Consider the following 24,936-nt stretch of genomic DNA (forward strand, 5'->3'; position numbering starts at 1 on the left):
CAGAGGAAGGGGCTGTGCTTCACAGCCGCTCGACGATGGTGGCAATACCCATGCCGCCGCCCACGCACAGCGTGGCCAGGCCGTAGCGCAGCTGGCGCCGGTGCAGCTCGTCGATCAGGGTGCCCAGGATCATGGCGCCCGTGGCCCCCAGCGGGTGACCCAGGGCGATGGCGCCGCCATTCACATTCACCTTGTCGTGCGGCACGCCCAACTCTTTCATGAAGCGCATGGGCACGGCGGCAAAGGCCTCGTTGACCTCGAACAGGTCGATTTGCCCGATGTTCAGCCCCGCGCGGGCCAGCGCCTTCAGGGTGGCCGGCACGGGGCCGGTCAGCATGATGGTGGGGTCGGCGCCACTGAGCGCCGTGGCCACGATGCGGGCGCGCGGTGTCAGGCCATGCTGGCGGGCGGCCTGCTCGGAGCCGATCAGCACCGCCGCGGCCCCGTCGACAATGCCCGAGGCATTGCCGGCGTGGTGCACATGGTGGATGCGTTCGACCTGGGGGTAGCGCTGCAGCGCCACCGCGTCAAAGCCCATGGCGCCCAGTTGCTCGAACGAGGGCTTGAGGCCGGCCAGGCCTTCGAGCGTGGTGTGGGGCTTGATGAATTCGTCTTCTTCGAGGATCACCTGGTCCAGAAAGTCGCGCACCGGCACCACCGAACGCGAGAAGTAGCCGGCGGCCCGTGCCGCGGTGGCGCGGCGCTGCGATTCGAGGGCAAAGGCGTCGACATCGGCGCGGCTGAAGCCGTCCAGCGTGGCGATCAGGTCGGCTCCGATGCCCTGCGGCACGAACAGGGTGGCCGAGTTGGTCTCGGGGTCTTGCGCCCAGGCGCCGCCGTCCGAGCCGATGGGCACCCGGCTCATGCTCTCCACCCCGCCGGCCACCACCAGGTCTTCCCAGCCAGAGCGCACTTTTTGCGCCGCCAGGTTGACCGCCTCCAGGCCCGAGGCGCAGAAGCGGTTCACCTGCACACCGGCACAGCGGAAATCCCAGCCGGCTTTCAGCGCGGCCACCTTGGGCAGCACCGAGCCCTGTTCGCCGATGGGTGACACGATGCCCATCACCACGTCGTCGACCAGGGCGGTGTCAAAGCCGTTGCGCGACTGCAGATCGTTGAGCAGGCCGGCCAGCAGGTTCACCGGCTTGACTTCGTGCAGGCTGCCGTCTTTCTTGCCTTTGCCGCGCGGCGTGCGGATGGCGTCGAACACATAGGCTTCGGTCATGGCTTGTCTCCAGGGGCTGGGCTGCCGGCGGGCACAGGCCTGCGGCAGCCGAATGGGTGATTGGACCCATCAGTATATTTTTTACCAAGCAAGTGCTCTGTAAAAATGGAGACAAAGCAAAAGTCCGTGGCGGGACGGGCGCCGTGGCGGCGCAGTCGCTGTCGCTGTCGTTGGGATCAGGCGAACACGTCGAGCTGGCTGCCCAGCATGCCGGTGGCGCTGCCCACGGTCAGCAGTCCGGCTGCGGCGGCCGTGGGCATGCTGTAGAGCAGCGCCACCGTGGCCGCCCCCTTCACCAGGGCCGGCACGTCCACGCTGTTGGGCACCCCCAAGGCGTGCGCCACCTGGGAGATGGGCTTCTCCAGGACGTTGACGGCAACGTTCAGTGCGATGGCGTTGGTGACGTTCAAGCGGGGCTCCAGGCAGGGTTGTGAAGTGGCTTACCGGGTTTTCGGCAGCGGCGCAGGTAACTGAAGCGTGAACCTTGTAAAGACGGCGTATGGATTCAGGCCTTGCTTCACGGCATAATTTTACAAAGCAGCTGCTTTTCATAAATGGGCGCCACGCCCGACAGGAGACACCACCATGATTGCGCGCACCTTGTTCAGTCCCGACCACGAGACCTTCCGCGACAGTTTTCGGCGCTTTTGCAAGCAGGAGATCGAACCCTTTCACGCCGACTGGGAAGAGCAGGGCTATGTGGACCGCGAGGTCTGGCGCAAGGCGGGTGAGAACGGCTTTTTGTGCATGACCCTGCCCGAGCAATACGGCGGGGCCGGGGCCGACCGCCTGTACTCGGTGGCGCAGATGGAAGAACTGTCGGGCGGCGGCTTCAGTGGCATCGGTTTTGGCCTGCACAACGAGATCGTGGCCCCCTACATCCTGCATTACGGCACCGAGGCGCAGAAGCAGCACTACCTGCCGCGCATGGCCAGCGGCGAGCTGGTGGGCGCCATCGCCATGAGCGAGCCGGGTGCCGGCAGCGACCTGCAAGGCGTGAAGACCACGGCCTTGCTGCAGCCCGATGGCAGCTACCTGCTCAATGGCAGCAAGACCTTCATCACCAACGGCTGGCATGCCGATCTGGTGATCGTGGTGGCCAAGACCGACCCTGCCGCGGGCGCCAAGGGCACCAGCCTGCTGCTGGTGGAGCGCGGCATGCCGGGCTTCGAGAAGGGCAAGCGCCTGAAAAAGCTCGGCATGAAGGCGCAGGACACCTCTGAGCTGTTCTTCGACAACGTGCGTGTGCCGGCCGAGAACGTGCTGGGCGGTGCCGCGCAACTCAACCGGGGTTTCATCTGCCTGATGGAGCAACTGCCCTGGGAGCGCCTGCAGATCGCCATCGGCGCCGTGGCCGCGGGCCAGGCGGCCATCGACTGGACCCTGGCCTATGTGAAAGAGCGCAAGGTCTTCGGCCAGCCCGTGGCCAGCTACCAGAACACCCGCTACACCCTGGCTGAACTGCAGACCGAGATCCAGGTGGCCCGCGTCTTCGTCGACAAGTGCATCGAACTGCTGCAGGCCGGCCAGCTCGACACCGCCACCGCCAGCATGGCCAAGTACTGGTGCTCGGACCTGCAATGCAAGGTGATGGACGAGTGCGTGCAACTGCACGGCGGCTACGGCTACATGTGGGAATACCCCATCACCCGCGCCTACGCCGACGCGCGCGTGCAGCGCATCTATGGCGGCACCAACGAGATCATGAAAGAGGTGATCACCCGGGCGATGGGGATCGGCGGGCGCTGAAGGGTTGGGGCGGGCACTCGTTCAATTGAACCCTTGCAGTGAGGTCTGATATGGAGTGGGATGTTGTTGATGTGAAGCCGATTGCCCCTCTTGCCCTTCGCGTACAGTTTGCGGACGGAACAGTAGGCAAAGTGCAGTTTGAGCCGAGCCACCTGACAGGTGTTTTTTCCATCCTCCGGGACCCCATCATTTTTCAGCAAGCGTATATATCCGACGGGGCGGTGGCCTGGCCGGGCGATCTGGATTTGGCGCCTGATGCGATGTACACGGCGATCAAGGCTCAAGGTGAATGGGTGTTGCGCTGAACGCGTTTTTCCTTGATCTTCATCAGTGACCGCTCAAGCCCCTGGCCTACCTTGACAATTCGCAAGGGCAGGGCGCCTGCAGGCGCCGACAGTGGGTGCATCCACTACAAGAAAGGGTGTTCCCATGAAGGCTTTCACTGACCTGATTTCGACCGACTATGGCCTGATGAGCCTGGGCGGCATTGTGTTCATGCTGGGCATGGGCGTGTTCTTTTTGCGCCTGTTTCTGAACAAGATCAAGGGGTCTTGAGCGCGTCCAGATCGATGTGGGCGGCCAGCGGCACCCCGCGCGGCGGCACGTAGGCGGCCAGGACCCAGGCCCGGTCGGCGGGCGCCTGGGCCTGTTGCCGCAGGTGCTCCAGCAGAAAGTCGATCGATCCCTTGTCCAGCGCGGCAAACGGGTCGTCCAACAGCATCAGCTTGGCCCCGCTGGCCAGCACGCCGGCCAGCGCCACCTTGCGGCGGGTGCCGGTGGACAGCATGTACAAGGCCTTGTCGCGGTGCGGCGTCAGGTCCAGGCCCTCGATCATCCGGGCCAGCAAGGCGCTGTCGAAGCGCGGGTGCTGTTGTTGCAGCCGGGCAAAGCAGTCGGCCGGGTAGAGCGGGTCGTGTGCCGGGCCGCGCAGATCGCACCAGGCCACCTCCGCTGCCCAAGCCGCGTGGGCAGGGTTCAGGCTTGTCGGCCCGGTGTTCAGGGCCAGCGTCCCAGATTGGGGGCGCAACTCTCCGGCCAGCAGGCGCAGCAAAGTGGTTTTGCCACGGCTTTCGTCGCCACCCACCCAGGTCACCCCGGGGGGCAAGCTGGCGCTGAAGCCTTGCAGCACGGGCACGGCGGCTTGGCCCTTGTGGGGCGGGTATTCAAAGCAGAGCTGCTCAATCTGCAGCACGGGCGAGGGTGTGAGGGCCATGGTGGGGCTAGGGCTGAAATGAAAGCACAAGGGCAGGGCCACGACCGGGGTGGGTTGGTGGGGTTGATCGGTTGCGGGATCGGCGCACCCGGCGGCAGCGCCTATGATCATCGCATCAACTGGCGGGCGTTTTGCGCGTCCGCCGACCCGTTTCCGGGGTGCTTTCCTCGCCTGTCTGCCTGCCTCCCTTGTCTTTTCCCATGTCGTCTCCCGCCGCTGTCCGCATCCTGTCCGTCATCCCGCCGATGACGCAGCTCAACACGCCTTACCCGTCCACCGCCTACCTCACCGGCTTTTTGCGCGCCCAGGGGCTGGACGCGCGGCAAGAGGACCTGGCGCTGGCCCTGGTGCTCAAGCTGTTCTCGGCGGCCGGCCTGCGCGAGGTGCGGGCCGTGATCGAGGCCGGCTCCGAGGCGCAGCGCAGCGCCCGGGTGAACCTGTTTCTGGACCAGTTCGACCGCTATGTGGCCACGCTTGAGCCCACCATCGGCTTTCTGCAAGGGCGCGACCTGAGCCTGGCGCACCGCATCGCGGGCCGCCAGTTTCTGCCCGAGGGCCCGCGCTTCGAGTCGCTGGAGGTATACCTGGCCGAGGAGGGCGAAGACCCCCTGGCCTGGGCCTTTGGCGCCCTGGGCCAGCAAGACCGGGCGCGCCACCTGGCCACGCTGTACCTGAACGACCTGGCTGACGTGCTGCGCGATGCGGTGGACCCGCGCTTCGAGTTTGTGCGCTATGCCGAATCGCTGGCCGCCGCGCAACCCACCTTTGACCCGCTGGCCGATGCCTTGGCGGCACCGCGCAATCTGGTGGACGAGACCTTGTGCGAACTGGCCTTGCAGGCCGTGGCCCGGCACGAACCCACGGTGGTGCTGGTGTCGGTGCCCTTCCCGGGGGCGGTGTACGGCGCCTTTCGGGTGGCGCAGGCCATCAAGGCGCGGCACCCGGGCCTGGTCACGGTGCTGGGCGGCGGCTTTGTGAACACCGAGCTGCGTGAGCTGGCCGAGCCCCGGGTGTTTGATTACTTCGACTACGTGACCCTGGACGCCGGCGAAAGCCCGCTGCTGGCCTTGCTGGAGCACCTGCAGGGCCGGCGTTCGCGGCAGCGCCTGGTGCGCACCTTTGTGCGCGATGCCGCCACGGGCCAGGTGCAATGGCTGCACCTGGAGCAGCCTGAGGTGCCGTTCGAGCAGGTGGGCACACCCACCTGGGACGGCCTGCCCATCCACCGCTACCTGTCGCTGCTGGACATGCTCAACCCCATGCACCGGCTGTGGAGCGACGGGCGCTGGAACAAGCTGACCGTGGCCCATGGCTGCTACTGGAAGAAGTGCAGCTTCTGCGACGTCAGCCTGGACTACATCTCGCGCTACGAGACGGCCAGCGCCGCCACCCTGGTCGACCGCATCGAAGCCATCGTGGCCGAGACCGGGCAGACCGGCTTCCACTTCGTCGACGAAGCGGCGCCGCCCAAGTCGCTCAAGGCGCTGGCGCAGGAGTTGCAGCGCCGCGGCACCTCGATCTCATGGTGGGGCAACATCCGTTTCGAGAAGTCCTTCACCCCCGAGCTGTGCCAGCAACTGGCCGACAGCGGCTGCATTGCCATCTCCGGCGGCCTGGAGGTGGCGTCCGACCGCCTGCTCAAGCTGATGAAGAAGGGCGTGTCGGTTGAGCAGGTGGCCCGCGTGACGCGCAGCCTGACCGATGCGGGCATTCTGGTGCATGCCTACCTGATGTATGGCTTTCCGACCCAGACGGTGCAGGACACGGTGGATGCACTGGAGTACGTGCGCCAGCTGTTCGAGAACGGCTGCATCCAGTCGGGTTTCTGGCACCGTTTTGTGTGCACCGTGCACTCGCCCGTGGGGCAGAACCCGCAGGACTACGGCATCAGCCTGGTGCCGCTGCCGCCGGGCCAGTTTGCCCGCAACGACATCGCGTTCCGCGACCCGACCGGGGTGGACCATGACGCCCTGGGCGAGGGCCTGCGCAAGGCCATCTACAACTACATGCATGGCATCGGGCTGGAGCAGGATGTGCGCAGCTGGTTTGACTTCCATGTGCCCAAGCCCACGGTCAAGCGGCAGACCATTGCGCGGGCCCTGGCCCAGACCCACTGGGACTGAAGGCCCGAATTTGCAGCCATCGGCAGGTCAATTTATCAATTTAAAATTGACTTATTCTGCGACAATGATTTGAAAATCATTTCAGCGGGCTGCCAAGCCCGCCCGAACCTGGGGTGCTTGCTGCCATGTCGAACCTTCAGAATTGCCCGACCATCTTGTTGATGGGAACACTCACCGAGCAGACCCGTGCCATCGTTCAGCTCTATTTCGAGCAGGTCAAGGCCGGCGAGGCTGACGCAGGCCTGGCGGCCTTGCTGGCGCCCGAGATCGTTTGGGACATCCCGCACAACTCGCTGGTCATCCCCTGGAGCGGGCCCGCCCGTCGGCGTGAGCAGGTGGCCGACTTCATCACCCAGCACCGCCGCCGCGCTACGCCTCAGCGCTTCGCGGTGAAGCAGGTGCTGGCCGAGGGCTGCCACGCGATCGCCACGGGCGAGTTGGAGACCCGGCTCAATGCCAATGACGAGTTGATGCGGGTCGACTTCGCCTTTCACTTCACGGTGCTGGCCGGCCAGATCACCCAGATCAAGGTGTACGAAAGCACCTACCCCGTGCCTGAGCAGGCCACCGTGCCGCGTCGCATGCTGGGGCGCTCGGTTCACTAGGGTCTGTTGACGTTCCCCGTGGGGCCTGGGCAAGCCTGTTCAAGTGGCGCTTAGCCCTTCTGTCTGTACTGGCAAGACCGTTCGAAGGGGCTGCACCCGTAAAATGAAGGGTTATCCCCAAGAAGCCCCTCCATGAACGCCCCCGTTGACGTTTCCTTTTTCGCGCGCGCCGCCAAACCGCTGAACAGCTACCGCAAGTTCTGGGCGGCCCGCTTCGGCACGGCGCCGTTCCTGCCGATGAGCCGCGCGGAAATGGACAAGCTGGGCTGGGACAGCTGCGACATCATCGTCGTGACCGGCGATGCCTATGTGGACCACCCGAGCTTCGGCATGTCGGTGATCGGCCGCATGCTGGAGGCCCAGGGCTTTCGCGTGGGCATCATCGCCCAGCCTGACTGGCAAAGCGCCGACCCCTTCCGGGTGCTGGGCAAGCCCAATCTGTTCTTCGGGGTGACGGCGGGCAACATGGATTCGATGATCAACCGCTACACGGCTGATCGCAAAATCCGCTCCGACGACGCCTACACCCCCGGCGATGTGGGCGGCAAGCGCCCCGACCGCGCCGCCATCGTGTACAGCCAGCGCTGCCGCGAGGCCTACAAGGATGTGCCCATCGTGCTGGGCGGCATCGAAGGTTCGCTGCGCCGCATTGCGCATTACGACTACTGGAGCGACAAGGTGCGCCGCTCCATCGTGGTCGATGCCAAGTGCGACCTGCTGCTGTACGGCAATGCCGAGCGCGCCATCGTCGAGGTGGCGCACCGCCTGGCCGCCCGCGAGCCGGTCGAGAAGATCACCGATGTGCGTGGCACGGCCTTCATCCGCCGCAGTGGCGACGAGTCGTCCGAGGGCTGGTTCGAGATCGATTCCACCCGCATCGACACCCCCGGCCGCGTGGAGGCCCACGTCAACCCCTACCTGATGATCTCGGATCAGGCGCGCGAGCAAGGCGCCACCTGCGCCCGCGAGGACGAAGCCCAGGCCGTGGCCAGCGAGGCTGAGGCCAAAGCTTTGCCACAGGCTGGTGCCGCTGCTGCGGCCCAAGCCAATGTGCGCCCCCTGAACTTCGTGCCCAACCCGGCCCTGCAGGGCCGCGTCAAGGTGCCGCCGCGTGAGCGCAGCGTGATCCGCCTGCCCTCGTATGAACAGGTCAAGAGCGACCCGGTGCTGTACGCCCATGCCAACCGGGTGCTGCACCTGGAGACCAACCCGGGCAACGCCCGGGCCCTGGTGCAGGCCCACGGTGAGGGCGTGACCGCGCGCGACGTGTGGATCAACCCGCCGCCCATCCCCCTGACCACCGCCGAGATGGATCTGGTGTTCGACCTGCCCTACGCGCGCAGCCCGCACCCGGCCTACGCCGACGAAACCGGCAGCCACGACGGCGCCACCAAGATCCCGGCCTGGGAGATGATCCGCTTCAGCGTGAACATCATGCGCGGCTGCTTTGGCGGCTGCACCTTCTGCTCGATCACCGAGCACGAGGGGCGCATCATCCAGAGCCGCTCCGAGGACTCGATCATCCGCGAGGTGGAAGAGATCCGCGACAAGGTCAAGGGCTTCACCGGCGTGATCTCCGACTTGGGCGGCCCCACCGCCAACATGTACCGCATCGGCTGCAAGACGCCCGAGATCGAGGCCGCCTGCCGCAAGCCCAGTTGCGTGTTCCCGGACATCTGCCAGAACCTCAACACCAGCCACGACCCGCTGATCAAGATCTACCGCCGCGCGCGCGCCCTCAAGGGCATCAAGAAGATCCTGATCGGCTCGGGCTTGCGCTACGACCTGGCGGTCAAGAGCCCCGAATACGTGCGCGAGCTGGTGCAGCACCATGTGGGCGGCTACCTCAAGATCGCGCCCGAGCACACCGAGCAGGGCCCGCTGACCAAGATGATGAAGCCGGGCATTGGCAGCTACGACCGCTTCAAGCAGATGTTCGACAAGTTCTCGGAAGAGGTGGGCAAGAAGCAGTTCCTGATCCCCTACTTCATCGCCGCCCACCCGGGCACCAGCGACGAGGACATGATGAACCTGGCGCTGTGGCTCAAGCGCAATGGCTTTCGCGCCGACCAGGTGCAGACCTTCTACCCCAGCCCCATGGCCAGCGCCACGGCCATGTACCACAGCGGCCGCAACCCGCTGCGCAAGATCACGCCCGACAGCGAGTCGGTGGACATCGTGCGCGGCGAGAAGCGCCGCCGGCTGCACAAGGCCTTTCTGCGCTACCACGACCCCAACAACTGGCCGCTGCTGCGCGAGGCGCTCAAGGCCATGGGCCGGGCCGACCTCATTGGTAACGGCAAGCAACACCTGATCCCCACCTTCCAGCCCATGACGGACGGCAGCTACCAGAGCGCCCGTCGCAAGAACTCCACCCAGGCCCCGGCGCGGCCGACCGGCAAGGCTGTGCCTGCCGCCGTGGCGCCCCGCGGTGCCCGCGGCCCTGCGCTGGGCCAGGGCGCCAAGCCGAACGCGCCGGCCGCGCCCGTCAAGGGCCGCATCCTGACCCAGCACACCGGACTGCCTCCGCGCGCAGGCACCGGGGCTGGCAAACCCAAACCTGGGCGCAAAAGTCCACGCTGAGGCCCGCGCTGAGGCCGCACAGGCCTTGTTTCAGAGCGCCAGAATTTGAAACCTGCGCGCCGGCGCGCGCCACTACGCTGGCGCCTGCCCGTTGCCGGTAGTTCCGGGGTGGCTGCGAACATGCTCCATGCGTGTGGGTTTCGCCACCGAGCCGGCCGACCGTCCTGGCCGGGCCCTGCGGGTACCTGCGAGGTGCGGTTTGACGGCAGATGTGACTTTCGAAAATGGCCTGGGCAAGAGCTCCGGCGGCCTTGGGGCGGCTTGCCTGGTGGTGGCCGCGGGTGTGTCGGCAGCCCTGCATGTGGCCAAGCTGGCGCCGGCCGTCCCCCTGTTGCGTACCGAATTGGGCTTGTCGCTGGTGCAGGCGGGCTTTCTGCTGTCGGCGGTGCAGGTGGCCTCCATGCTGCTGGGGGCGTTGCTGGGCCTGTTTGCTGACCAATGGGGCTTGCGCCGTTGCCTGCTGATCGGCCTGGCGCTGCTGGTGGCGGCCAGCACCTTGGGCCCCGCGGTGCCGGAGGCCGGTTTCATGCTGTTTCTGCGGGCCCTGGAGGGCGTTGGCTTTCTGCTGGTCTTCATGCCCTGTGCGGGTTTGATCCGCCAACTGGTCAGCGCCCACGATCTGCCCTTCATGCTGGGCGTGTTCGGCATCTGCATGCCGCTGGCCACGGCGCTGGCCTTGCTGGGCGGGCCGCTGCTGCTGCCGCTGATGGGCTGGCCGCAATGGTGGTGGTTGATGGCGGCGCTGTCGGCTGCGATGGCCGTGGCCACCCTGGTCTGGGTGCCCTCGGATGCGGCCCGGGCGCGCTCCGGGTTGGGGGCCGTGCCAAAGGCCCGCCGACCCGGGCTGATGCAGGGCTTGGGGGTGCTGAGGCTCACCCTGTCCAGCGAGGGCCCCTGGCTGGTGGCGCTGAGCTTTGCCTTCTACGCCTCGCAATGGCAGGCCGTGATGGGGTTTTTGCCCTCGATTTATGCGTCATCCGACCTGGGCGTCGGCTGGACGGCCGTTCTGACGGCCCTGGCCGCGGCAGCGAACATCGTGGGCAACCTGGCCGCCGGGGTTCTGCTGCAGCGGGGGGTGCCGGCGGCCCGGGTGCTGACTTGGGGCTTCGCCAGCATGGCCCTGGGGGCGTGGTTCACCTTTGAGTCGTTCTGGCCTCTGGCGCCCTGGCTTCGTTATGGGGCCTTGCTGGTGTTTTCGATGATGGGCGGCCTGATTCCGGGCAGCCTGTTCTCCCTGGCCGTTCGGCTGGCCCCACGTGAGAACGCCATCTCGACCACCGTGGGCTGGATGACCCAATGCTCGGCCTTGGGGCAGTTTGCCGGTCCGCCACTGGTGGGATGGGTGGCTGGGCTGGCCGGCGGCTGGCAATGGACCTGGGCTGTCACGGGCAGTTGCTGTCTGGTCGGGTTGCTGCTGGCGCAGCGCATCGCGCGTCGTCTGGCCTTGTCGTGAGCCTGCGGCAAAGTTGAGGCTCCCGTGCGAGCGGCCCCTCAAGTCGTGGCAACATCCCGGGCATGAACATTTTCATGCCTTCTCTTTCGCCCCTGTCATCGACGGCCGCTGGTTCGGCCTGCCGCCGCTGGGCCCTGGTGGGTCTGTGCCTGCTGAGCGGTACGGCCTGGGCGGCCACCAAGCCGGCCCACTCCCATGCGGCTGCCAAACCGGCCGAGGCCAAGGCGGCCAAGGCGCCGGTCAGCTGCCCGCCGCTGCCGGCCCCGTTCTCGCCCGAGCTGTTCAGCCAGGCGGCGGAGCACGCGACCGACCGCGGCTTTCTCTGGAAGATCACCAAGGGCGATCACAGCTCCTACCTGTACGGCACCTTCCATGCCGGCAAGGCCGAGTGGATGGCCCCCGGCCCCAAGATCCAGCAGGCGCTGGACAGCACCGACGTGACGGGCATCGAGATCAACCCACTGGACCCGGCCATCCAGCGTGAGATGGCCACCGTCACCCAGGGCGTGAAGCGCAACCTGCCTGCCGAACTGCAGGCCCGTCTCAAGACCCGCTGGCTGGCCGACTGCCTGCCCGAGGCCGCCCTGGGCTCGGCCCCGCCCGAGATCCAGGCCCTCAGCCTGACCTTCCTGGCCGGCCGCCGCGACGGCCTGCAGCCCAGCTTTGGCACCGAGATCATGCTGGCCGTGCTGGCGCGCGGCAACGACCGTCCGGTGGTCTCGCTCGAATCCGCCTCCGGCCAGTTGGCGGTGCTGCTGGGCAGCAACGACGCCGAAGCCGCCAATCTGGTCAACCGCACCCTGACCGAGATCGAACGGGGTCAGACCCGACGCCTGCTGTCGCGCGTGGCCCAGATCTGGGAGCAGGGCGACCTGGACGCGCTGGAGCACTACGCCGACTGGTGCGACTGCCTCAAGACCCCGCTGGACCGCAGCCAGATGAAAAAGCTGATGGACGACCGCAACCCGGCCCTGGCTGACCGCGTGGACGGCCTGCACAGCGACGGCAAGAAGGTGTTTGCCGCCGTGGGTTCGCTGCACATGGTGGGCCCGACCGGCCTGCCCAAGCTGCTGGAGCAGCGTGGTTACCAGGTGGAACGCCTGCGCTGACCCTCTCGCCCCGCCTTGGCAGCGGGGCATTGACGGCCCTGCTCACCCTTGCTCAGGGATTCTCCTGTTGACGAACGGGTGAAAAATCAGGGCAGCCGGGCAGTATTTTGGGGCCCGGCCTAGAATCATCGCCAGGTACCACATGCGCCTGTTGCGAGGCCTGGGGTGGGGCCGCCGCCCGGGGCAGGGCAGCGGGCCGCACCCGGCCGTTGAAGCAGTCGCTTTTGACGGGAGGCCTGGTATGAACAAGTGGCTGCGCCTGATCCATGATCGCCTGGGCGCCTTGTCGACACCCCTGATGCTGCAGTTGCCCTCGGGCGAACGCCTGGGGCCTGCGGACGCCCCCGTGGCCCTGCGGGTGGAAGACCCACGCAGCCTGATGGACCTGGCGCTGGGCCGCATCGGCACGGTGGGTGAGGCGATTGTCGAGGGCCGCATCCGCGTGCAGGGCAGCATGCGCGAGGTGATGCGCGTGGCGGCCGATCTGCTGCGCGACAACCCGGCCGATGCGGCGCCGGGCGGCTTGCCACGGCGCCTGATGCAGCGCTGGCACTCAGCCGCAGCCCACACGCTGAGCCGGGATCGGGCTCAGATCCAGTTCCACTACGACCTGTCGGATGCGTTTTTTGCGCTTTGGCTCGACCCGCGGCGCGTCTACTCCTGCGCCTACTACCGCAGCCCCGATCTGAACCTGGCCCAGGCGCAGGAGGCCAAGCTGGAGCTGATATGCCGCAAGCTGCAGCTGCGCCCTGGCGAGAGTTTTCTGGACATCGGCTGTGGCTGGGGGGGCTTTGCTGTTGTGGGCGGCCCAGCAGCACGGCGTGCAGGCCACGGGGATCACGTTGTCACGCCATCAGCACGCCCATGTGCAGGCCCGCATCGAGGCCCTGGGGCTGGGCTCGCGCGTGCGGGTGCTGCTGTGTGACTACCGCGAACTCCCGGCGGCCGAAGTCTTTGACAAGGTGGCCTCGGTGGGCATGTTCGAGCATGTGGGCCGGGCCCAATTGACGGGCTACTTCACCCAGGTGGCCCTGCGGGTACGTCCGGGTGGCCTGGTGCTGAACCACGGCATCACGGCCGGGGGCACGGACAACCTGCAGCTGGGCGCCGGCATGGGCGAGTTCATCGAGAAGTACATCTTCCCGGGGGGTGAGTTGGAACACATCAGCACGGTGTTGCGCGATGCGGCCCGCGGCGGCCTGGAGATGGTGGACACCGAGAACCTGCGCCCTCATTACGCCAAAACCCTGTGGGCCTGGTCCGATGGCCTGGAGTCGCAGCTGAGCGAAGCGCGCGAGGTGCTGGGCCGCACGCTCGGCCCAGAGCAGGTGGAGCGCACGCTGCGTGCCTACCGGCTGTACCTGGCGGGTTCGGCGCTGGCTTTTGAGCAGGGCTGGATCGCCCTGCACCAGGTGCTGGCCATCCGGCCTCAGCCCGGCTTTGCAGCTGAGGCCCTGATTGGGGCCAGCTCGGTCTACCCCTTCAACCGCGCCTACATGTACGAGGCTTGAGAGCGCCGCTGCGCTCGGTTGGTCGAGAGCGCCTCTGCGCTCGGTCGGTTGAGCATGCCGCTGCGCTCAGTCGGCCAGCGTGTACAGCGGCACATCGTGTTCGATGGCCAGTTGATCAAGCTGGGCCCGGGTCTGGCTGCCGATGAAGGCGGCCACGGCGCGGTGCACCTCGGGGGCGAACATGGCCTTCAGGTCGGCGGCCTCGATGCCGGCTGCGCGGCACAACGACTGCGCAAAATGCGGCTCCAGCGCCGCCACTGCCACGCGGCCGTCGGCACAGCGGTAGACGCGGTAGCCGGCGTGGGCGCCCCCCACGGCGCCCTCGGGGCGGGTCAGGCCCCAGTGGCGGGGCAGGGCCAGCCAGGCGGCGGCCTGGCTCAGGGCCACTTCACGGCGGCAGCCGGTGCCGCTTTGCACCCGCTGCAGCAGGCATTGCAGCACGGCCTCGCTGGCCTGCAGCGCGCCGGCCATGTCGGCAAACAGGGTGGGGGGCAGCTCCAGGCTGGGCACCAGGCCGGCCTCGGCCAGGTAGGTCAGGTCGTGGCCGGGCTCTTCGGCGCGTTCGCCGGGCGCCCCCACGATCTCGACCAGCGACAGGCGCGGGTAGCGGGCCTGCAGCTCGGGCCAGGCCAGGCCCAGCTTGCGCAGGGCCGAGGGCCGGAAGGAGGTGATCAGCACATCGGTGCTGGCCAGCTCGGCGTGCAGCGTGGCCTGGCCCTCGGGGGTTTTGAGGTCGGCATGCACGGTGCGCAGGCCCTGGTGCATGGTCTGGTAGGCCTCGGGGTTGTAGGCGCCCATGGGGTCGGCCGGCACGCCGTGGCGCGGAGGCGGCTCCAGCTTGGTGCAGGTGGCCCCCATGTCGCGGCAGCGCATCAGCGCGGCGGGGCCGGGCAGGTTCAAGGCAAGGCTGAGGATGCGCGTGCCTTGCAAGGTGGGGGTGTTCGGGTTGCTCATGGGTCCATGTCTCCTGAAACAGCCATCAATACCGCAGTTTGCCGGTGGCGTCGACCACGCTCATCTCGACCCACTGGCTGCCGGTGTTGCCTTTGCTGAAGTTGAGCCTGAAGCCGCCAAAATCCAGCTCACCGGCGGCATGCAGGGCGTCGGCCAGCGCTTCGGGGCCGCTGCCCTTGGCGCGCCGCAGGGCCTCGACCAGCACCCGGGCGCTCAGGTAGCCCTCCAGCTGAAACGCCGTGTAGGGCTTGGCCTCGGGCGCAAAGCGGGCCATGGTGGCCTGGAACTCGGCCTGCAAAGGCAGGCCGCGGCCGTTGGGGTTGGGAAAGGTCTGGGCAATGCCCACGCCGCGGGCCGCGGCCTCGCCCGCCGCCTTGACCAGCAAGGGGGCCGACAGGTACGACAAGGCCATGATGGAGCGGCCGTACCCGGCCTCACGCAGCTGCTTGACGGCATCGGCCATGAAGCGGGGCGAGCCGATCACGATGACCGACTGCGGGGCCGCGGCCTGGGTAGCCTTGGCGGCCGCGGCCAGGCTGTCGTCGTTGTGCTGGGCCTGGCTGCCTTCGATGGTCTTGTAGCCGAAGCCCGGGGCCAGTTCCTTGAGGGCGGCCAGGCCTTGCACGCCAATGGGCAGGTCCTGGTGCAGCACATGCACCGTGCTCACGCCCAGGGTGCGCCCGTGCTCCAGCATGCGGGCGTATTGGTCGCGGTCGCTGGCGCGCACATGGAACAGCCGGGCATGGCCGGGCTTGCGCAGCACATCGGCGCCGGGCACGGCATTGACCACGATGAGGTTGGCGTTGTCGAGCAGGTTCTCGCGCACCACGGCGCTCATGGCGGCCGAGCCCACCGGCGACAGCAAGGCCACGGGCTTGCGCTACAGCGCCTGGGGCAGGGCGGCCTTGAAGCCATCCGCCGTGAAGCGGTCGTCCAGGGTGAACAGCGTGATCTTGCGGCCATTGATGCCGCCGCTGCGGTTGACCTGCTCGAAGTAGGCCTTGGCCCCCGTGTTGATGTCGGGCGCATCGGGCGAGGGCAGGCCGGTGAAGGGGCCGATCTGGGCCACCACGATGTCGTCGGCAGCCTGGGCGGTGGTGAACAGGCTGCATGCCAGCCAGGCTGCCACAGGCAGCCAGCGGCGCGCAACCCGGCCTGCGGTGGGCAGGTCAAGGCGCATGTTGTTGTCTCCGAATTGCTATCGGAGTGAACTATACCGGCTGGTTGTCAAATTGAATCGCCGGTCACTTTGCGCGGGGCTCAGTTCGAATGCACCATGGGCAGGCCCACGTAGTTCTCAGCCAGCGAGGTCGAGGCGGCCTCGGAGTGGATCAGGTAGTCGAGCTCGGCTTCCTGGATCTTCTGGCCGAACTCGCCGGTTTCGGGGAAGCGGTGCATCAGCGAGGTGAACCACCACGAGAAGCGCTCGGCCTTCCAGATGCGGCTCAGGCAGCGGGCCGAGTAGTGGTCGATGCCGGCGGCGCTGTGCTCGCGGTAGTGCTCGATCAACGCACCCGACAGGTAGCCCACGTCGGAGGCGGCCAGGTTCAGGCCCTTGGCGCCGGTGGGCGGCACGATGTGGGCCGCGTCGCCCGCCAGGAACAGGCGGCCAAAGCGCATCGGCTCGGCCACAAAGCTGCGCAGCGGGGCAATGCTCATCTCCAGCGAGGGGCCGGTCACCAGGCGTTCGCGCGCGGCCGGGTCCAGGCGGCGGGCCAGTTCTTCCCAGAACAGGGCGTCGGTCCAGTTCTCCACCTTGTCTTCGGAGGGCACCTGCAGGTAGTAGCGGCTGCGGGTGTGGCTGCGCATGCTGCACAGGGCAAATCCGCGCGAGGTGTTGGCGTAGATCAGCTCTTCAGACACCGGCGGCACATCGGCCAGCACACCCAGCCAGCCGAAGGGGTAGACCTTCTCGTACTCGTGGATGGAGCCGGCCGGCACGCTGGCGCGCGACACGCCGTGGTAGCCGTCGCAGCCGGCAATGAAATCGCATTCGATCTCGTGTGTCACGCCGTCCTTCACATAGCGCACGCGCGGCTGGGTGCCATCAAAGTCGTGCAGGCTGACCTGGCTGGCCTCGTACACGGTGCTCAGGCCGGCGGCGGCGCGGGCGTCCATCAGGTCGCGGGTGACCTCGGTCTGGCCATACACCATCACCTGCTTGCCGCCGGTGAGCTTGTGCATGTCGATGCGGTGGCGCTCGCCCTTGAACAGCAGCTCGATGCCATGGTGCGGCAGGCCCTCGGCATGGGCGCGTTGGGCCACGCCGGCCTGCTCCAGCAGGTCCATGGTGATCTGCTCCAGCACACCGGCACGGATGCGGCTGAGCACGTAGTCCCCGCTCTGGCGCTCGACGATGATGTTGTCAATGCCGGCCTTGTGCAGCAGTTGGCCGAGCAGAAGGCCGGAGGGGCCGGCGCCGATGATGGCGACTTGGGTGCGCATGGATGTCTCCTTGGGGGCTGTGTGATGGGTGATGGGTTGCCCGCAAGCGTAAAAGTCCGGGCCGCCCAGCGATAGCCAGTGCAGGGTGGCTTTGTGCGATCATTGGTCGGTTTGTGCGATCATCGCGCAACATTGATCTGTATCAACCTAGGCCCGCCCGCCCACCCCTCACTCAAAGACACCTTTCATGATCGCCAAAGCCGACTTCATCGAGGGCATGGCCAAGGGCATGGCCGTGCTGGAAAGCTTCGACACCGAACGCCAGCGCCTCAATGCCACACTGGCCGCCCAGCGCGCCGGCATCACCCGGGCCGCAGCGCGCCGCCATCTGCTGACCCTGGAGCACCTGGGCTACCTCGAAAGCGACGGCAGCTATTTCTGGCTGGCGCCCAAGGTGCTGCGCTTTTCGGGCAGTTACCTGGCCTCGGCCCGGCTGCCGCGCGTGATGCAGCCCACGCTGAACCGCCTGGCCGCCCAGACCCAGCAGTCGTTCTCGGCCGTGGTGCTGGAGGGCGATGAGGTGGTCATCGTGGCGCGCAGCGGGGTGTATGGCTCACCGGCGCGCCTGCTGGCCTACGGCCTGCACCTGGGCGCCCGCCTGCCGGCCCACGCCACCTCCACCGGCCGGGTGCTGCTGGCCGCGCTGGCGCCGGCGGAGCTGAGTGCCTGGCTCAAAGACCGAACCCTGGCCCGCCTGACCCCCCAGACCACCGTACAGCCCACCGCCCTGCGCCGCCTGCTGCGCCAGGTGCGCGAAGACGACTTCTGCATCGCCGCCGAAGAGCACGAACTGGGCGTGCTGGCCCTGGCCGTGCCCCTGCGCAACATGCAGGGGCGCACGGTGGCAGCGCTGAACGTGGTGGCCTCGCCCCAGGCCCATCCGCCCGAGACGCTCAAGCAGACCTTGCTGCCGCTGCTGCAAGAGGCGGCTCGGGAGGTGAGGGCGCTGTTGTGATGAGGCGCCATCGGACGTGTTGTGCGAACTGGCTTGGGGGCCGAAACTGGCACCCAGACTTGCCGATCACTGGTTGGGTGTCGAGAATGTATTCGATCGAGTACGATTTTCGCGTGTGCACGGTCAGAACCCTCCTTGCTTTCGACGCTTGGCCGCCACCGTCGAGGAGTGAAGCCCCATGAGCCCCAAAATCAAAGTGTCTGAGCTGCCTGAATTCAACATCGCCGAGTACCTGAAAGATGGAGATTCCTTGGCCGCCTACTTGACCTTGGTGCTGGAGGAGAACGATCCAGCGGCTCTGGCACAGGCCTTGGGCGTCATGGCCCGGGCCCGGGGCATGACCGAGATCGCCAAGGCCAGTGGTATCGGCCGCGAGGCCTTGTACAAAGCCCTGCGCCCCGACGCACAGCCCCGTTTTGAGACCATTGCCCGGGTGTGCGCGGCGCTGGGGGTGAAACTGGTGGCACTGCCGGCCGATGCCTGACGGGGCCTGATGAGGCCTCCTGCAGATTGGAGCAGGGGCCGACTGGATGGTCGCCGGCATGACCCAGCCGGCCAGCTTCAAGCCACCTCGGGCCGCACCGAAGGCGCCTGCCGCGCCAACCGCAAGGCCCCGATCGCCTCGCCGACCGCGCCGGCGCGGCGCTCCATCTCGGCCTGCAGCACCCGCAACAGCGCACGCAACTCATCCGGCCGCACGCTGAAGTCTTCGGGCTGCTCGAGCAGGCCCAGCGGCGACAGCAGCCCGCTGAGACAGGCCTGCGCCAGATGCGCCTCCTGCAGGCGCCCGAATGTATCCTCCAGTTCCAGGGCCAGATCGGCAGCCTGGCGGCAGGCTGCGTCACACGATGCCGTCGCCACGTTGGCCTTCACACACTGGTTCATGGCCATGGTCATCACGTGGCAGCGGGCCGGGCCCGGACGGACAGGGGAATCAACGGGCATATGGGGCGGGGTTCCTTTCAGTCGGTGGCAACGGCTGGCGGCCAGGGGTGCAGGCCAGGGGACAGGCTGCGCTCGGCCCGAAGCGAGGCGCTCATGGCGTGCGCTATCCTGTTTGAGGAATGATGGACCTACCAGTTGAGTGACTGTAGCGAGATAAATCGCGCAATGATTTTTTCGAGTGAGACAAATTACCCAAAGGTGGGTGAGCGCTTCCGAGTGGAGCGTGATCGATTGGCGCTGTCGCAAGAAGCCATGGCGACGTGCCTGGGTGTCTCGCGTCGGACCCTGTTGGCCTGGGAGAAGGGTGAACAATTTCCGAACGGTCTGGCGCTAAGTCAAGCAGCTGATATGGGCGCTGATGTTCTCTATGTTCTCACCGGCCAGCGCACACCTACGCCAGCCCAATCCTTGTCACCTGAGGACTCAGAGTTACTGGCGGACTACCGCGCCGCCACGCCAGAGGACCAGGTGCTTGTCCGGCGAATGCTTGCCCTGGTCGCCGAGCATGGCCGCCAAAAGGCTTGAGTCTCGCGCGCTGTAGGGCGCCGCAGGGCGAATGGGCCGACGCCCCGCCCCGGGATCAGTTCGCGGAGCGCCCGGAGCCACCCGGGGCGTCTAGTTCGGGGCCGATCCAACGATCAAGGCGACCGTGGGTTAGAGCTGAATGCGTGACTGTAAAATGCATGCATTGAATGCATTCAAGGGGATCGTCATGGCCATGCTGACAGTTCGCAATCTTTCCGAGGAAGTGCATCGTGCGCTCCGCGTCCGTGCTGCCCTGCACGGCCAGAGCATGGAGGCCGAGGTGCGCGAGATTTTGGAGTCAGCGATCAGCCCGAAGGGGCGCGTGAAGCTGGGTTCGCTCTTGGCCGACCTGGGCCGGCAAGCCCAGCTGAGCGATGAAGAATTCTCGGTGTTCGAGTCAGTGCGTGACAAGGCGCCTGCTCGCCAGGTGAGCTTCGAATGATCTTGCTTGATACCAACGTGCTGTCAGAGCCGCTCCGGCACGCTCCTGAACCACGGGTCATCGAGTGGATCGACGCCCAGGCGATGGAGACCTTGTTCCTCTCCGCCATCACGGTCGCTGAGTTGCGGGCAGGTGTCGCCCTGCTGCCGGCCGGCAAGCGGCGCGCAGGCCTGCAAGAAAACTTGGAAAAGCGTGTGCTGCCTTTGTTCTCCGGCCGCGTGCTGCCCTTTGACTTGGCCTGTACCCAGGCCTATGCGGCACTCATGGCCAAAGCCCGCAGCGCTGGCTTGGCCGTCGCCCCCGCCGATGGCTACATTGCGGCGATCGCCGCGGCCAATGGGTTCGCTGTCGCAACCCGAGACACCAGTCCGTTCGAGGCGGCGGGCGTCACCGTCATCAATCCCTGGGCGCAGGCATGAACCTGCTCACGCAGCAGGGGCCGCATTGAGGCCTGTGCTCAGGCCGGGCTCTGCGCTCTGAAAGTCTGGAAAAGCGAGTGGAGTCCTCGCTCTGAAACCCTGTTTCTCATGCATGAGAAAATCGCCCCCCTTGCCAGTGTTACTCGCCATTTTGGTAGCACCTCATGGAGCACCGGCAGATCCAATAGACCCCCAAATCAGGTAATTCGACGTGAACCTGACAGCCGCGCCAGGCAACGATCTCAGAGGAGAACAGCCCTCCTACAGCATGCACCGGCTCAGCGTTGCACCGATGATGGATTGGGCTGAATGAAATAAAAAACTCAATGGAATCAATTGGTTGGGTTTATTGTGATTGCCCATGTAGCACTTTCGTGGGACTGGGGTGCACAGATTGAGGCCCCGGGCCATCTCGTCGCGAAGGCTGTTACGACATTTTTCGGGGTTATGGGGCAGGACGTTTGGTAGCACTTCGCCAGCGTCTGATGTTCCACTTGGCGCCGGAGGTCTGGCAAGATGCCAGCCGTGCGGCCACGGCTGCAATTGGTCATCATCTAGCTTTTGCTCAAAATACCCAGAATGGCGCCCCGAATGGGCTTGCACGTTTAGTGTATGCTTCCGATTTAAAACGGTGACGGCCTCGGGCCACCCACGTCACTTGGATACGCGACGGAATTCAGTCAATAGCAGTCACCTCACACCTTCCTCCAATTTGCACAAGTGCGCGCCAAATTGACATGAACATCAAATTTCTCAAGCTCACGGGCTCTGGCCATTTCCTGACTCGCCTCGCCGCATGTGTGGTCCTGCCCCTCGCGCTGGGGGGGCTGTGGAGCTTACGGGCCTGCCTTTAGCGAATCTAAGGCTCCGAGTCCTTCTCTTGGAGCGGTCTATCTATATCGACTGCCAGCTTTTGCGGCTGGAGGGCTTACTCCGCCAATCCTGATTGACGGGGTTAAAGTTGCAGTAATGAAGAATGGCGGCTACCTTCGAAGAGAACTTACACCCGGCCACCATACTGTTGTGGTCCAAAGTGCTCAGCCGACAGGAGTTGATATCAATATTGAGCCGGGCAAAACGCTCTATTTCCGGTACACCATGGAGCTAAGAAGTAGCGGGCTTTATACGGTCCCGGGTAGTGTGGTTCGTTCGCTCGATAACATCCCACCAGAGGTCGCGTTGGTTGAGCTACAAGAAACCAAGGCGCTTGAGTGAGAACGACGAACCTACTGTCCCATTTTGATGCGAGTGCGATTCAATGACTCTTTTGAAAACACTCACGGTTGCTTTTTTGTTAGCCAGCCTGATTACAGGGTGTGCCACTCCCAGGTTAGTTGGAAAAGGGCGCATCCTTGAGGTCGCGGCCCTTGAGGAAGCGACGCCCCAGCAGCGCCGCAGTGATATGGCTCTGGGGCCCATCCCATTGCCATACTTTACCCCGGTCGCGACACCATGGCGCTTGTACACCGTGCGGCTTCTTGACGGTAGAGACGTCAAGGCGAGGGCTGAAGGTCAGTTGCTGATCGGCACGTGTGTCACCCTGCATGAGGTTGCTGAGCCTCAACTGAACACTGAAGATTTTGTCGTTGGGCTCACCCCGAGCAACGGCTGCTAGTAACGCTTGACCGGTAACGTCCGAAGGCTAGGGCCAGTTAACGCGAACCACAGACCAGTACGAATCGGACAACGTAGCATCTCGCGCTCACGGCGCTAGCCGCTTTGGCTATGTATCTCCCTCGTGGGACCAATGAGTTGGCTGGCTCGAAAGCTGCCGAGCCTCTTTCACTGCGGCGGCGCGTCGATCATCAAGGTATTCGGCCAAGTCTGTGAGGTGTATACCTCGGCGGCTTCCTGCGAACTTGGCCCAATTCGCTCCAGTGGAATCTGGATGCCGTCGGCCGAAGCCTGGCGCAGAAAATTCTCGGCGGTCAGGTGAGGGAAGTAGTCGCTCTGCACTGATGCCACAGGAATCACGGCCCGAGGTTGTATTGCGCCATGAGCAGGAAGGCGGTGTTCATGGGTTAAGGATTGTCTAACAACGGCCTCCTTGCAAGCACTCATCGGCCGTGCGAAATTTCAATCAAGATCAGTGATGATAGTGCGGCCACTTGGCAAGTGGCGGCCGCTGAGGCATGAGCCAAGCTCTGTTGTGTATTACGTATTGATACAAGTGTAATAATGGCTAGGCCACTGCCATGGTGTGCGGTGGCCAGGAACCGGACCTAAGCCAGGTCTTGCCCTGAAATTCACAACGGTTTCGAAGTCATTAAATGAAAATTAATTACAGAATTATCGGTTTAGCTGTTTCCATCTTGACGCTGACTGGCTGTGCTTCTGTCAACATGGCTAAGAAGGAGGAAGCCGACAAGGTAAAACAGTTTGCAGCTCCAATTTCGGGGAGCTCAGGTCTCTATGTATACCGAAACGGCCTTTTTGGAAGTGCGTTGAAGAAGGATATATGGATTGACGGTAAATGCCTTGGTGAGAGCGCATCCGATGTGTTTTTCTACACCCAAGTCGAAGGCGGCAAGAAGCACAAAATCGAAACCGAGTCAGAATTCTCGCCCAACTCTCTGGAGGTCATCATGGACGCCGGCAAGAACTACTTTATTCGGCAGTACATTAAGATGGGTGCATTTGTGGCTGGAGCAGACTTGGAGCTGATCCCCGAGGAACAAGGCAAAGCCGATGTGGCCCGGTTGGGTCTGGCGCAGCCAGGGACGTGTAGCAAGTAAACACTTCTCTTGGAGAATGGCAACGAAAACCCTATTGCCTTCTCCTCGCTAGTGGCAGAACAGTTCCAAACTGTCAAGTCCAACGGCATAAAAGCAAATGGGAGGAGCGAGAACGGGTGACTGCTTGTGCTGCCAATCGATGCCAACGCATCAGTCGCAAATTCTGCTTTTTTAGCTTGTTGGCTATGTAGCCTGCTTCTGAGACCAATGCACTGGTTGCCCAGCCAGTTGCCGAGCCTCTTTGACGGCTGCTGCACGTCGATCATCAAGGTATTTGGCCAGATCCGAGAGGTGCACACCACGCGCGGCCTTTTGAGACCCTGGTTCAATCCTCACCAGCGGGATCGTGATGTCGCCGGACGAAACTTTGCGCAGAAAATTTTCGGTCGTTAGGTGGGGGAAGTAATCCTTCACCACGGCCGCAACCGGAATCACCGCTTGAGCGTTGTATTGCGCCATGAGCAGGAAGGCTGTGTTCATGAGTGGTGTCCTGAATCAAGCGTAGGGTGAGCGAGGCGGCGCCGGGTTGGCTCCGAGGACGGATCGGCACACGTCAATTCGATAAACAGTGCAATGGCGGGGGCGCTCATTTCGCATCCTCCATCCGTCCGTCGCGGTAATACAGCACCTTTCCCATTCGACTGGGCAGTGCAAAGGCATCCATCGCACCAGGCCGCCCATCAAAGGGCCACAGCTCGGGCGCCTTGTAGGACTCGACTGACGCCCGGCAAGCCGGTGCCGGCTGCAGATGCGCCGTTTGGGGAATGGCCGGCTTCTGTGCCACGGGAATGAGCGTGCGCGGCAACAGGTTGCCCTGGCCATTGGCCACGGCGTTGACCGCCTCGAGACCCCTCTTGGTGATGACGTACCGGGCAGGCCGGCTCATGTCGACACGGGCCACCGTGCCGCGCTTGACCATGCTGGCTACGCGAACGCCGGGCGCGGTGGTGCCGATGTGCTTCAGCTTGCCGAACTCGTCCACCGTCAGCGGGCCGTGCTCTTGCAGGTGCTTCAGGATGGCGATGGTGCTGGGTTGGTAGGTGGGGCCCATCATGCTCAGGCCTCCGCGCGAAGCGCATGAAATGTTTGAACAAACCGGTCCCGCCAGGTGGACCAGGGGCAATCGCGCCAACCCTCGAGCAGGTTGTCTGCGGCGGGCCGAACTTCGGCGCCCGGGGTGTCCAAGATCGCCCAGGGTTCGTGCTGGTCGGCATTCCAAAGCGTCAGATCCCGTCGTTCTGTGGCCAGGGCCACCAGATCGAAGTGCCGGATCGTTGCCCGGTGCGCGGCAAAGGTCGACTGCAACCCGTACCAGCGGCGCACCTGCACCGCGTGGACATGCTCAAAGCCGTCCCAAGCTCCCTGCAGGCTCCACTTCACGGGGCTGGCCACATCCCCTGTGAAAGCCTCATGGGCGTCGTGCATCAGGCAAGCCAGTTGCACGCTGGGGCTCAGGCCCTCACGGGCGGCGAGGGCGCAACACAGCAGGCTGTGCTCGGCCACGCTGTAGGGGCGCACCGCATGGCCCGTGAAGCGATTGATCTGCGCCAGAGCATGCGCAATGGTCTGAATCTCAAACCGGTTCACCGCCATGCCCACACCGGCCAGGTGGTGCTCGGCCCCGCGGGCCGTGATCATCCAGGTATCGGCTGCCATGGCTCAATCCTTCGGCACAGCCGACTCACCGGCCAGGGCGGCATAGGCCGCGCCATCCACGAAGTCGTCCGGGTTGAACTGCCCATTGCGGGCCGAAGCGGCGGAACGGGCCAGCTTGAGCACCTGCATGAAGGCCCAGCCCTGGCGCTCGGTGAGCGACGTGCCCTCCAGGGCGTTGAAGGCCGCCACGGTGGCCGCCATGCTGCGCTCCTGCTGGGCACCTTCGGCGCTGGTGTCGCGGTGCACACCACGGTCCAGGATCGTGGCGGCAGCGGTGCGCAAAAAGCTG

At 65.3% G+C, this 24,936-nt stretch carries 26 protein-coding genes and 2 pseudogenes; 16 read left to right on the forward strand and 12 right to left on the reverse strand.

Annotated elements, in window-relative coordinates:
* Window positions 1–19: 19 nt before the first annotated feature.
* The gene (locus F624_RS0106715) at window positions 20–1,225 is read right to left on the reverse strand and encodes an acetyl-CoA C-acetyltransferase (protein ID WP_019573511.1); all 1,206 of its coding nucleotides are present in this window, start codon (window positions 1,223–1,225) and stop codon (window positions 20–22) included.
* 176 nt (window positions 1,226–1,401) lie between these two features.
* Window positions 1,402–1,635 (reverse strand): hypothetical protein, encoded by a 234-nt coding sequence (locus F624_RS0106720; protein WP_019573512.1) that lies wholly within the window; start codon window positions 1,633–1,635, stop codon window positions 1,402–1,404.
* A 175-nt stretch (window positions 1,636–1,810) separates the two neighbouring features.
* Here F624_RS0106720 and F624_RS0106725 point away from each other — a divergent pair, with 175 nt between their 5' ends.
* From F624_RS0106725 to F624_RS33970, 3 genes are all read left to right on the forward strand, one after another.
* Entirely contained in the window at window positions 1,811–2,974 is a 1,164-nt protein-coding gene (locus tag F624_RS0106725; RefSeq protein ID WP_019573513.1) for an acyl-CoA dehydrogenase family protein, read from the forward strand.
* 50 nt (window positions 2,975–3,024) lie between these two features.
* Window positions 3,025–3,279 carry a DUF2442 domain-containing protein gene (locus F624_RS0106730; RefSeq protein ID WP_019573514.1) on the forward strand — a complete coding sequence of 85 codons (255 nt, stop codon included), beginning with the start codon at window positions 3,025–3,027 and terminating at the stop codon, window positions 3,277–3,279.
* 124 nt (window positions 3,280–3,403) lie between these two features.
* On the forward strand, window positions 3,404–3,529 hold the full coding sequence (locus F624_RS33970) for a DUF3149 domain-containing protein (RefSeq protein ID WP_019573515.1): 126 nt from the start codon (window positions 3,404–3,406) through the stop codon (window positions 3,527–3,529).
* Here the strand turns inward: F624_RS33970 and F624_RS0106740 are convergent.
* A complete protein-coding gene (locus F624_RS0106740) occupies window positions 3,516–4,187 on the reverse strand; it encodes an ABC transporter ATP-binding protein (RefSeq protein ID WP_019573516.1) in 672 nt (223 codons plus the stop codon). The genes F624_RS33970 and F624_RS0106740 overlap by 14 nt on opposite strands.
* A 200-nt stretch (window positions 4,188–4,387) precedes the next feature.
* Between F624_RS0106740 and F624_RS0106745 the strand changes: the two genes are divergently transcribed.
* The 6 genes and pseudogenes from F624_RS0106745 to F624_RS32265 all read left to right on the forward strand — a co-directional run bounded on the left by F624_RS0106745 (window position 4,388) and on the right by F624_RS32265 (window position 13,571).
* Complete coding sequence (locus F624_RS0106745; protein ID WP_031254326.1) at window positions 4,388–6,310, forward strand: B12-binding domain-containing radical SAM protein; 1,923 nt, start codon at window positions 4,388–4,390, stop codon at window positions 6,308–6,310.
* Between the two features lie 161 nt (window positions 6,311–6,471).
* Complete coding sequence (locus F624_RS0106750; protein ID WP_019573518.1) at window positions 6,472–6,915, forward strand: nuclear transport factor 2 family protein; 444 nt, start codon at window positions 6,472–6,474, stop codon at window positions 6,913–6,915.
* Between the two features lie 132 nt (window positions 6,916–7,047).
* Window positions 7,048–9,498 carry a YgiQ family radical SAM protein gene (locus tag F624_RS0106755; protein ID WP_019573519.1) on the forward strand — a complete coding sequence of 817 codons (2,451 nt, stop codon included), beginning with the start codon at window positions 7,048–7,050 and terminating at the stop codon, window positions 9,496–9,498.
* A 211-nt stretch (window positions 9,499–9,709) separates the two neighbouring features.
* On the forward strand, window positions 9,710–10,951 hold the full coding sequence (locus F624_RS0106760; protein WP_019573520.1) for an MFS transporter: 1,242 nt from the start codon (window positions 9,710–9,712) through the stop codon (window positions 10,949–10,951).
* Window positions 10,952–11,025: 74 nt separating this feature from the next.
* Window positions 11,026–12,060, forward strand: a complete 1,035-nt coding sequence (locus F624_RS0106765) for a TraB/GumN family protein (protein ID WP_157443359.1) — start codon at window positions 11,026–11,028, stop codon at window positions 12,058–12,060.
* Between the two features lie 241 nt (window positions 12,061–12,301).
* Window positions 12,302–13,571, forward strand: a pseudogene (locus F624_RS32265) (class I SAM-dependent methyltransferase).
* A 66-nt stretch (window positions 13,572–13,637) separates the two neighbouring features.
* Here the strand turns inward: F624_RS32265 and F624_RS0106775 are convergent.
* The 3 genes and pseudogenes from F624_RS0106775 to pobA all read right to left on the reverse strand — a co-directional run bounded on the left by F624_RS0106775 (window position 13,638) and on the right by pobA (window position 16,970).
* Window positions 13,638–14,525 carry a CoA transferase gene (locus F624_RS0106775; protein ID WP_019573522.1) on the reverse strand — a complete coding sequence of 296 codons (888 nt, stop codon included), beginning with the start codon at window positions 14,523–14,525 and terminating at the stop codon, window positions 13,638–13,640.
* A 25-nt stretch (window positions 14,526–14,550) separates the two neighbouring features.
* Window positions 14,551–15,705 (reverse strand): annotated as a pseudogene (locus F624_RS0106780) (ABC transporter substrate-binding protein).
* An 80-nt stretch (window positions 15,706–15,785) separates the two neighbouring features.
* Entirely contained in the window at window positions 15,786–16,970 is a 1,185-nt protein-coding gene (gene pobA, locus F624_RS0106790) for a 4-hydroxybenzoate 3-monooxygenase (protein WP_019573525.1), read from the reverse strand.
* 187 nt (window positions 16,971–17,157) lie between these two features.
* On the opposite strand from pobA, the gene F624_RS0106795 reads away from it, so the two are divergent.
* Together F624_RS0106795 and F624_RS0106800 are read left to right on the forward strand one after the other, a co-directional pair.
* Complete coding sequence (locus F624_RS0106795) at window positions 17,158–17,925, forward strand: IclR family transcriptional regulator domain-containing protein (protein ID WP_019573526.1); 768 nt, start codon at window positions 17,158–17,160, stop codon at window positions 17,923–17,925.
* A 178-nt stretch (window positions 17,926–18,103) separates the two neighbouring features.
* Window positions 18,104–18,409 carry an addiction module antidote protein gene (locus F624_RS0106800; protein WP_019573527.1) on the forward strand — a complete coding sequence of 102 codons (306 nt, stop codon included), beginning with the start codon at window positions 18,104–18,106 and terminating at the stop codon, window positions 18,407–18,409.
* Window positions 18,410–18,486: 77 nt separating this feature from the next.
* Here F624_RS0106800 and F624_RS0106805 read toward each other — a convergent pair whose 3' ends face one another.
* Entirely contained in the window at window positions 18,487–18,870 is a 384-nt protein-coding gene (locus F624_RS0106805) for a hypothetical protein (protein ID WP_031254331.1), read from the reverse strand.
* Between the two features lie 165 nt (window positions 18,871–19,035).
* Here F624_RS0106805 and F624_RS0106815 point away from each other — a divergent pair, with 165 nt between their 5' ends.
* From F624_RS0106815 to F624_RS36470, 4 genes are all read left to right on the forward strand, one after another.
* A complete protein-coding gene (locus F624_RS0106815; RefSeq protein ID WP_019573529.1) occupies window positions 19,036–19,395 on the forward strand; it encodes a transcriptional regulator in 360 nt (119 codons plus the stop codon).
* 187 nt (window positions 19,396–19,582) lie between these two features.
* The gene (locus tag F624_RS0106820; protein ID WP_019573530.1) at window positions 19,583–19,837 is read left to right on the forward strand and encodes a FitA-like ribbon-helix-helix domain-containing protein; all 255 of its coding nucleotides are present in this window, start codon (window positions 19,583–19,585) and stop codon (window positions 19,835–19,837) included.
* On the forward strand, window positions 19,834–20,256 hold the full coding sequence (locus tag F624_RS0106825) for a type II toxin-antitoxin system VapC family toxin (RefSeq protein WP_019573531.1): 423 nt from the start codon (window positions 19,834–19,836) through the stop codon (window positions 20,254–20,256). Before F624_RS0106820 ends, F624_RS0106825 begins: the two co-directional genes overlap by 4 nt.
* Before the next feature lie 798 nt (window positions 20,257–21,054).
* Window positions 21,055–21,471: a DUF2846 domain-containing protein gene (locus tag F624_RS36470; RefSeq protein ID WP_084679438.1), complete on the forward strand. Its 417-nt coding sequence runs from the start codon at window positions 21,055–21,057 to the stop codon at window positions 21,469–21,471.
* A gap of 567 nt (window positions 21,472–22,038) precedes the next feature.
* Here F624_RS36470 and F624_RS36380 read toward each other — a convergent pair.
* On the reverse strand, window positions 22,039–22,212 hold the full coding sequence (locus F624_RS36380; protein ID WP_342663574.1) for a pyocin activator PrtN family protein: 174 nt from the start codon (window positions 22,210–22,212) through the stop codon (window positions 22,039–22,041).
* A gap of 314 nt (window positions 22,213–22,526) precedes the next feature.
* On the opposite strand from F624_RS36380, the gene F624_RS0106845 reads away from it, so the two are divergent.
* Window positions 22,527–22,991, forward strand: coding sequence for a DUF2846 domain-containing protein (locus F624_RS0106845; protein ID WP_031254335.1), 465 nt, complete (start codon window positions 22,527–22,529; stop codon window positions 22,989–22,991).
* Window positions 22,992–23,174: 183 nt separating this feature from the next.
* On the opposite strand, the gene F624_RS0106850 is transcribed toward F624_RS0106845, so the two are convergent.
* From F624_RS0106850 to F624_RS0106865, 4 genes are all read right to left on the reverse strand, one after another.
* On the reverse strand, window positions 23,175–23,471 hold the full coding sequence (locus F624_RS0106850; RefSeq protein WP_019573535.1) for a pyocin activator PrtN family protein: 297 nt from the start codon (window positions 23,469–23,471) through the stop codon (window positions 23,175–23,177).
* Window positions 23,472–23,577: 106 nt separating this feature from the next.
* Window positions 23,578–24,045 carry a helix-turn-helix domain-containing protein gene (locus F624_RS0106855; protein WP_019573536.1) on the reverse strand — a complete coding sequence of 156 codons (468 nt, stop codon included), beginning with the start codon at window positions 24,043–24,045 and terminating at the stop codon, window positions 23,578–23,580.
* 2 nt (window positions 24,046–24,047) lie between these two features.
* A complete protein-coding gene (locus tag F624_RS0106860) occupies window positions 24,048–24,647 on the reverse strand; it encodes a hypothetical protein (RefSeq protein ID WP_019573537.1) in 600 nt (199 codons plus the stop codon).
* Between the two features lie 3 nt (window positions 24,648–24,650).
* A complete protein-coding gene (locus tag F624_RS0106865; protein ID WP_027477611.1) occupies window positions 24,651–24,929 on the reverse strand; it encodes a DUF6378 domain-containing protein in 279 nt (92 codons plus the stop codon).
* Between the last annotated feature and the right edge of the window lie 7 nt (window positions 24,930–24,936).

It is taken from the genome of Curvibacter lanceolatus ATCC 14669, assembly GCF_000381265.1.
GTDB classification, from domain to species: domain Bacteria; phylum Pseudomonadota; class Gammaproteobacteria; order Burkholderiales; family Burkholderiaceae_C; genus Curvibacter; species Curvibacter lanceolatus.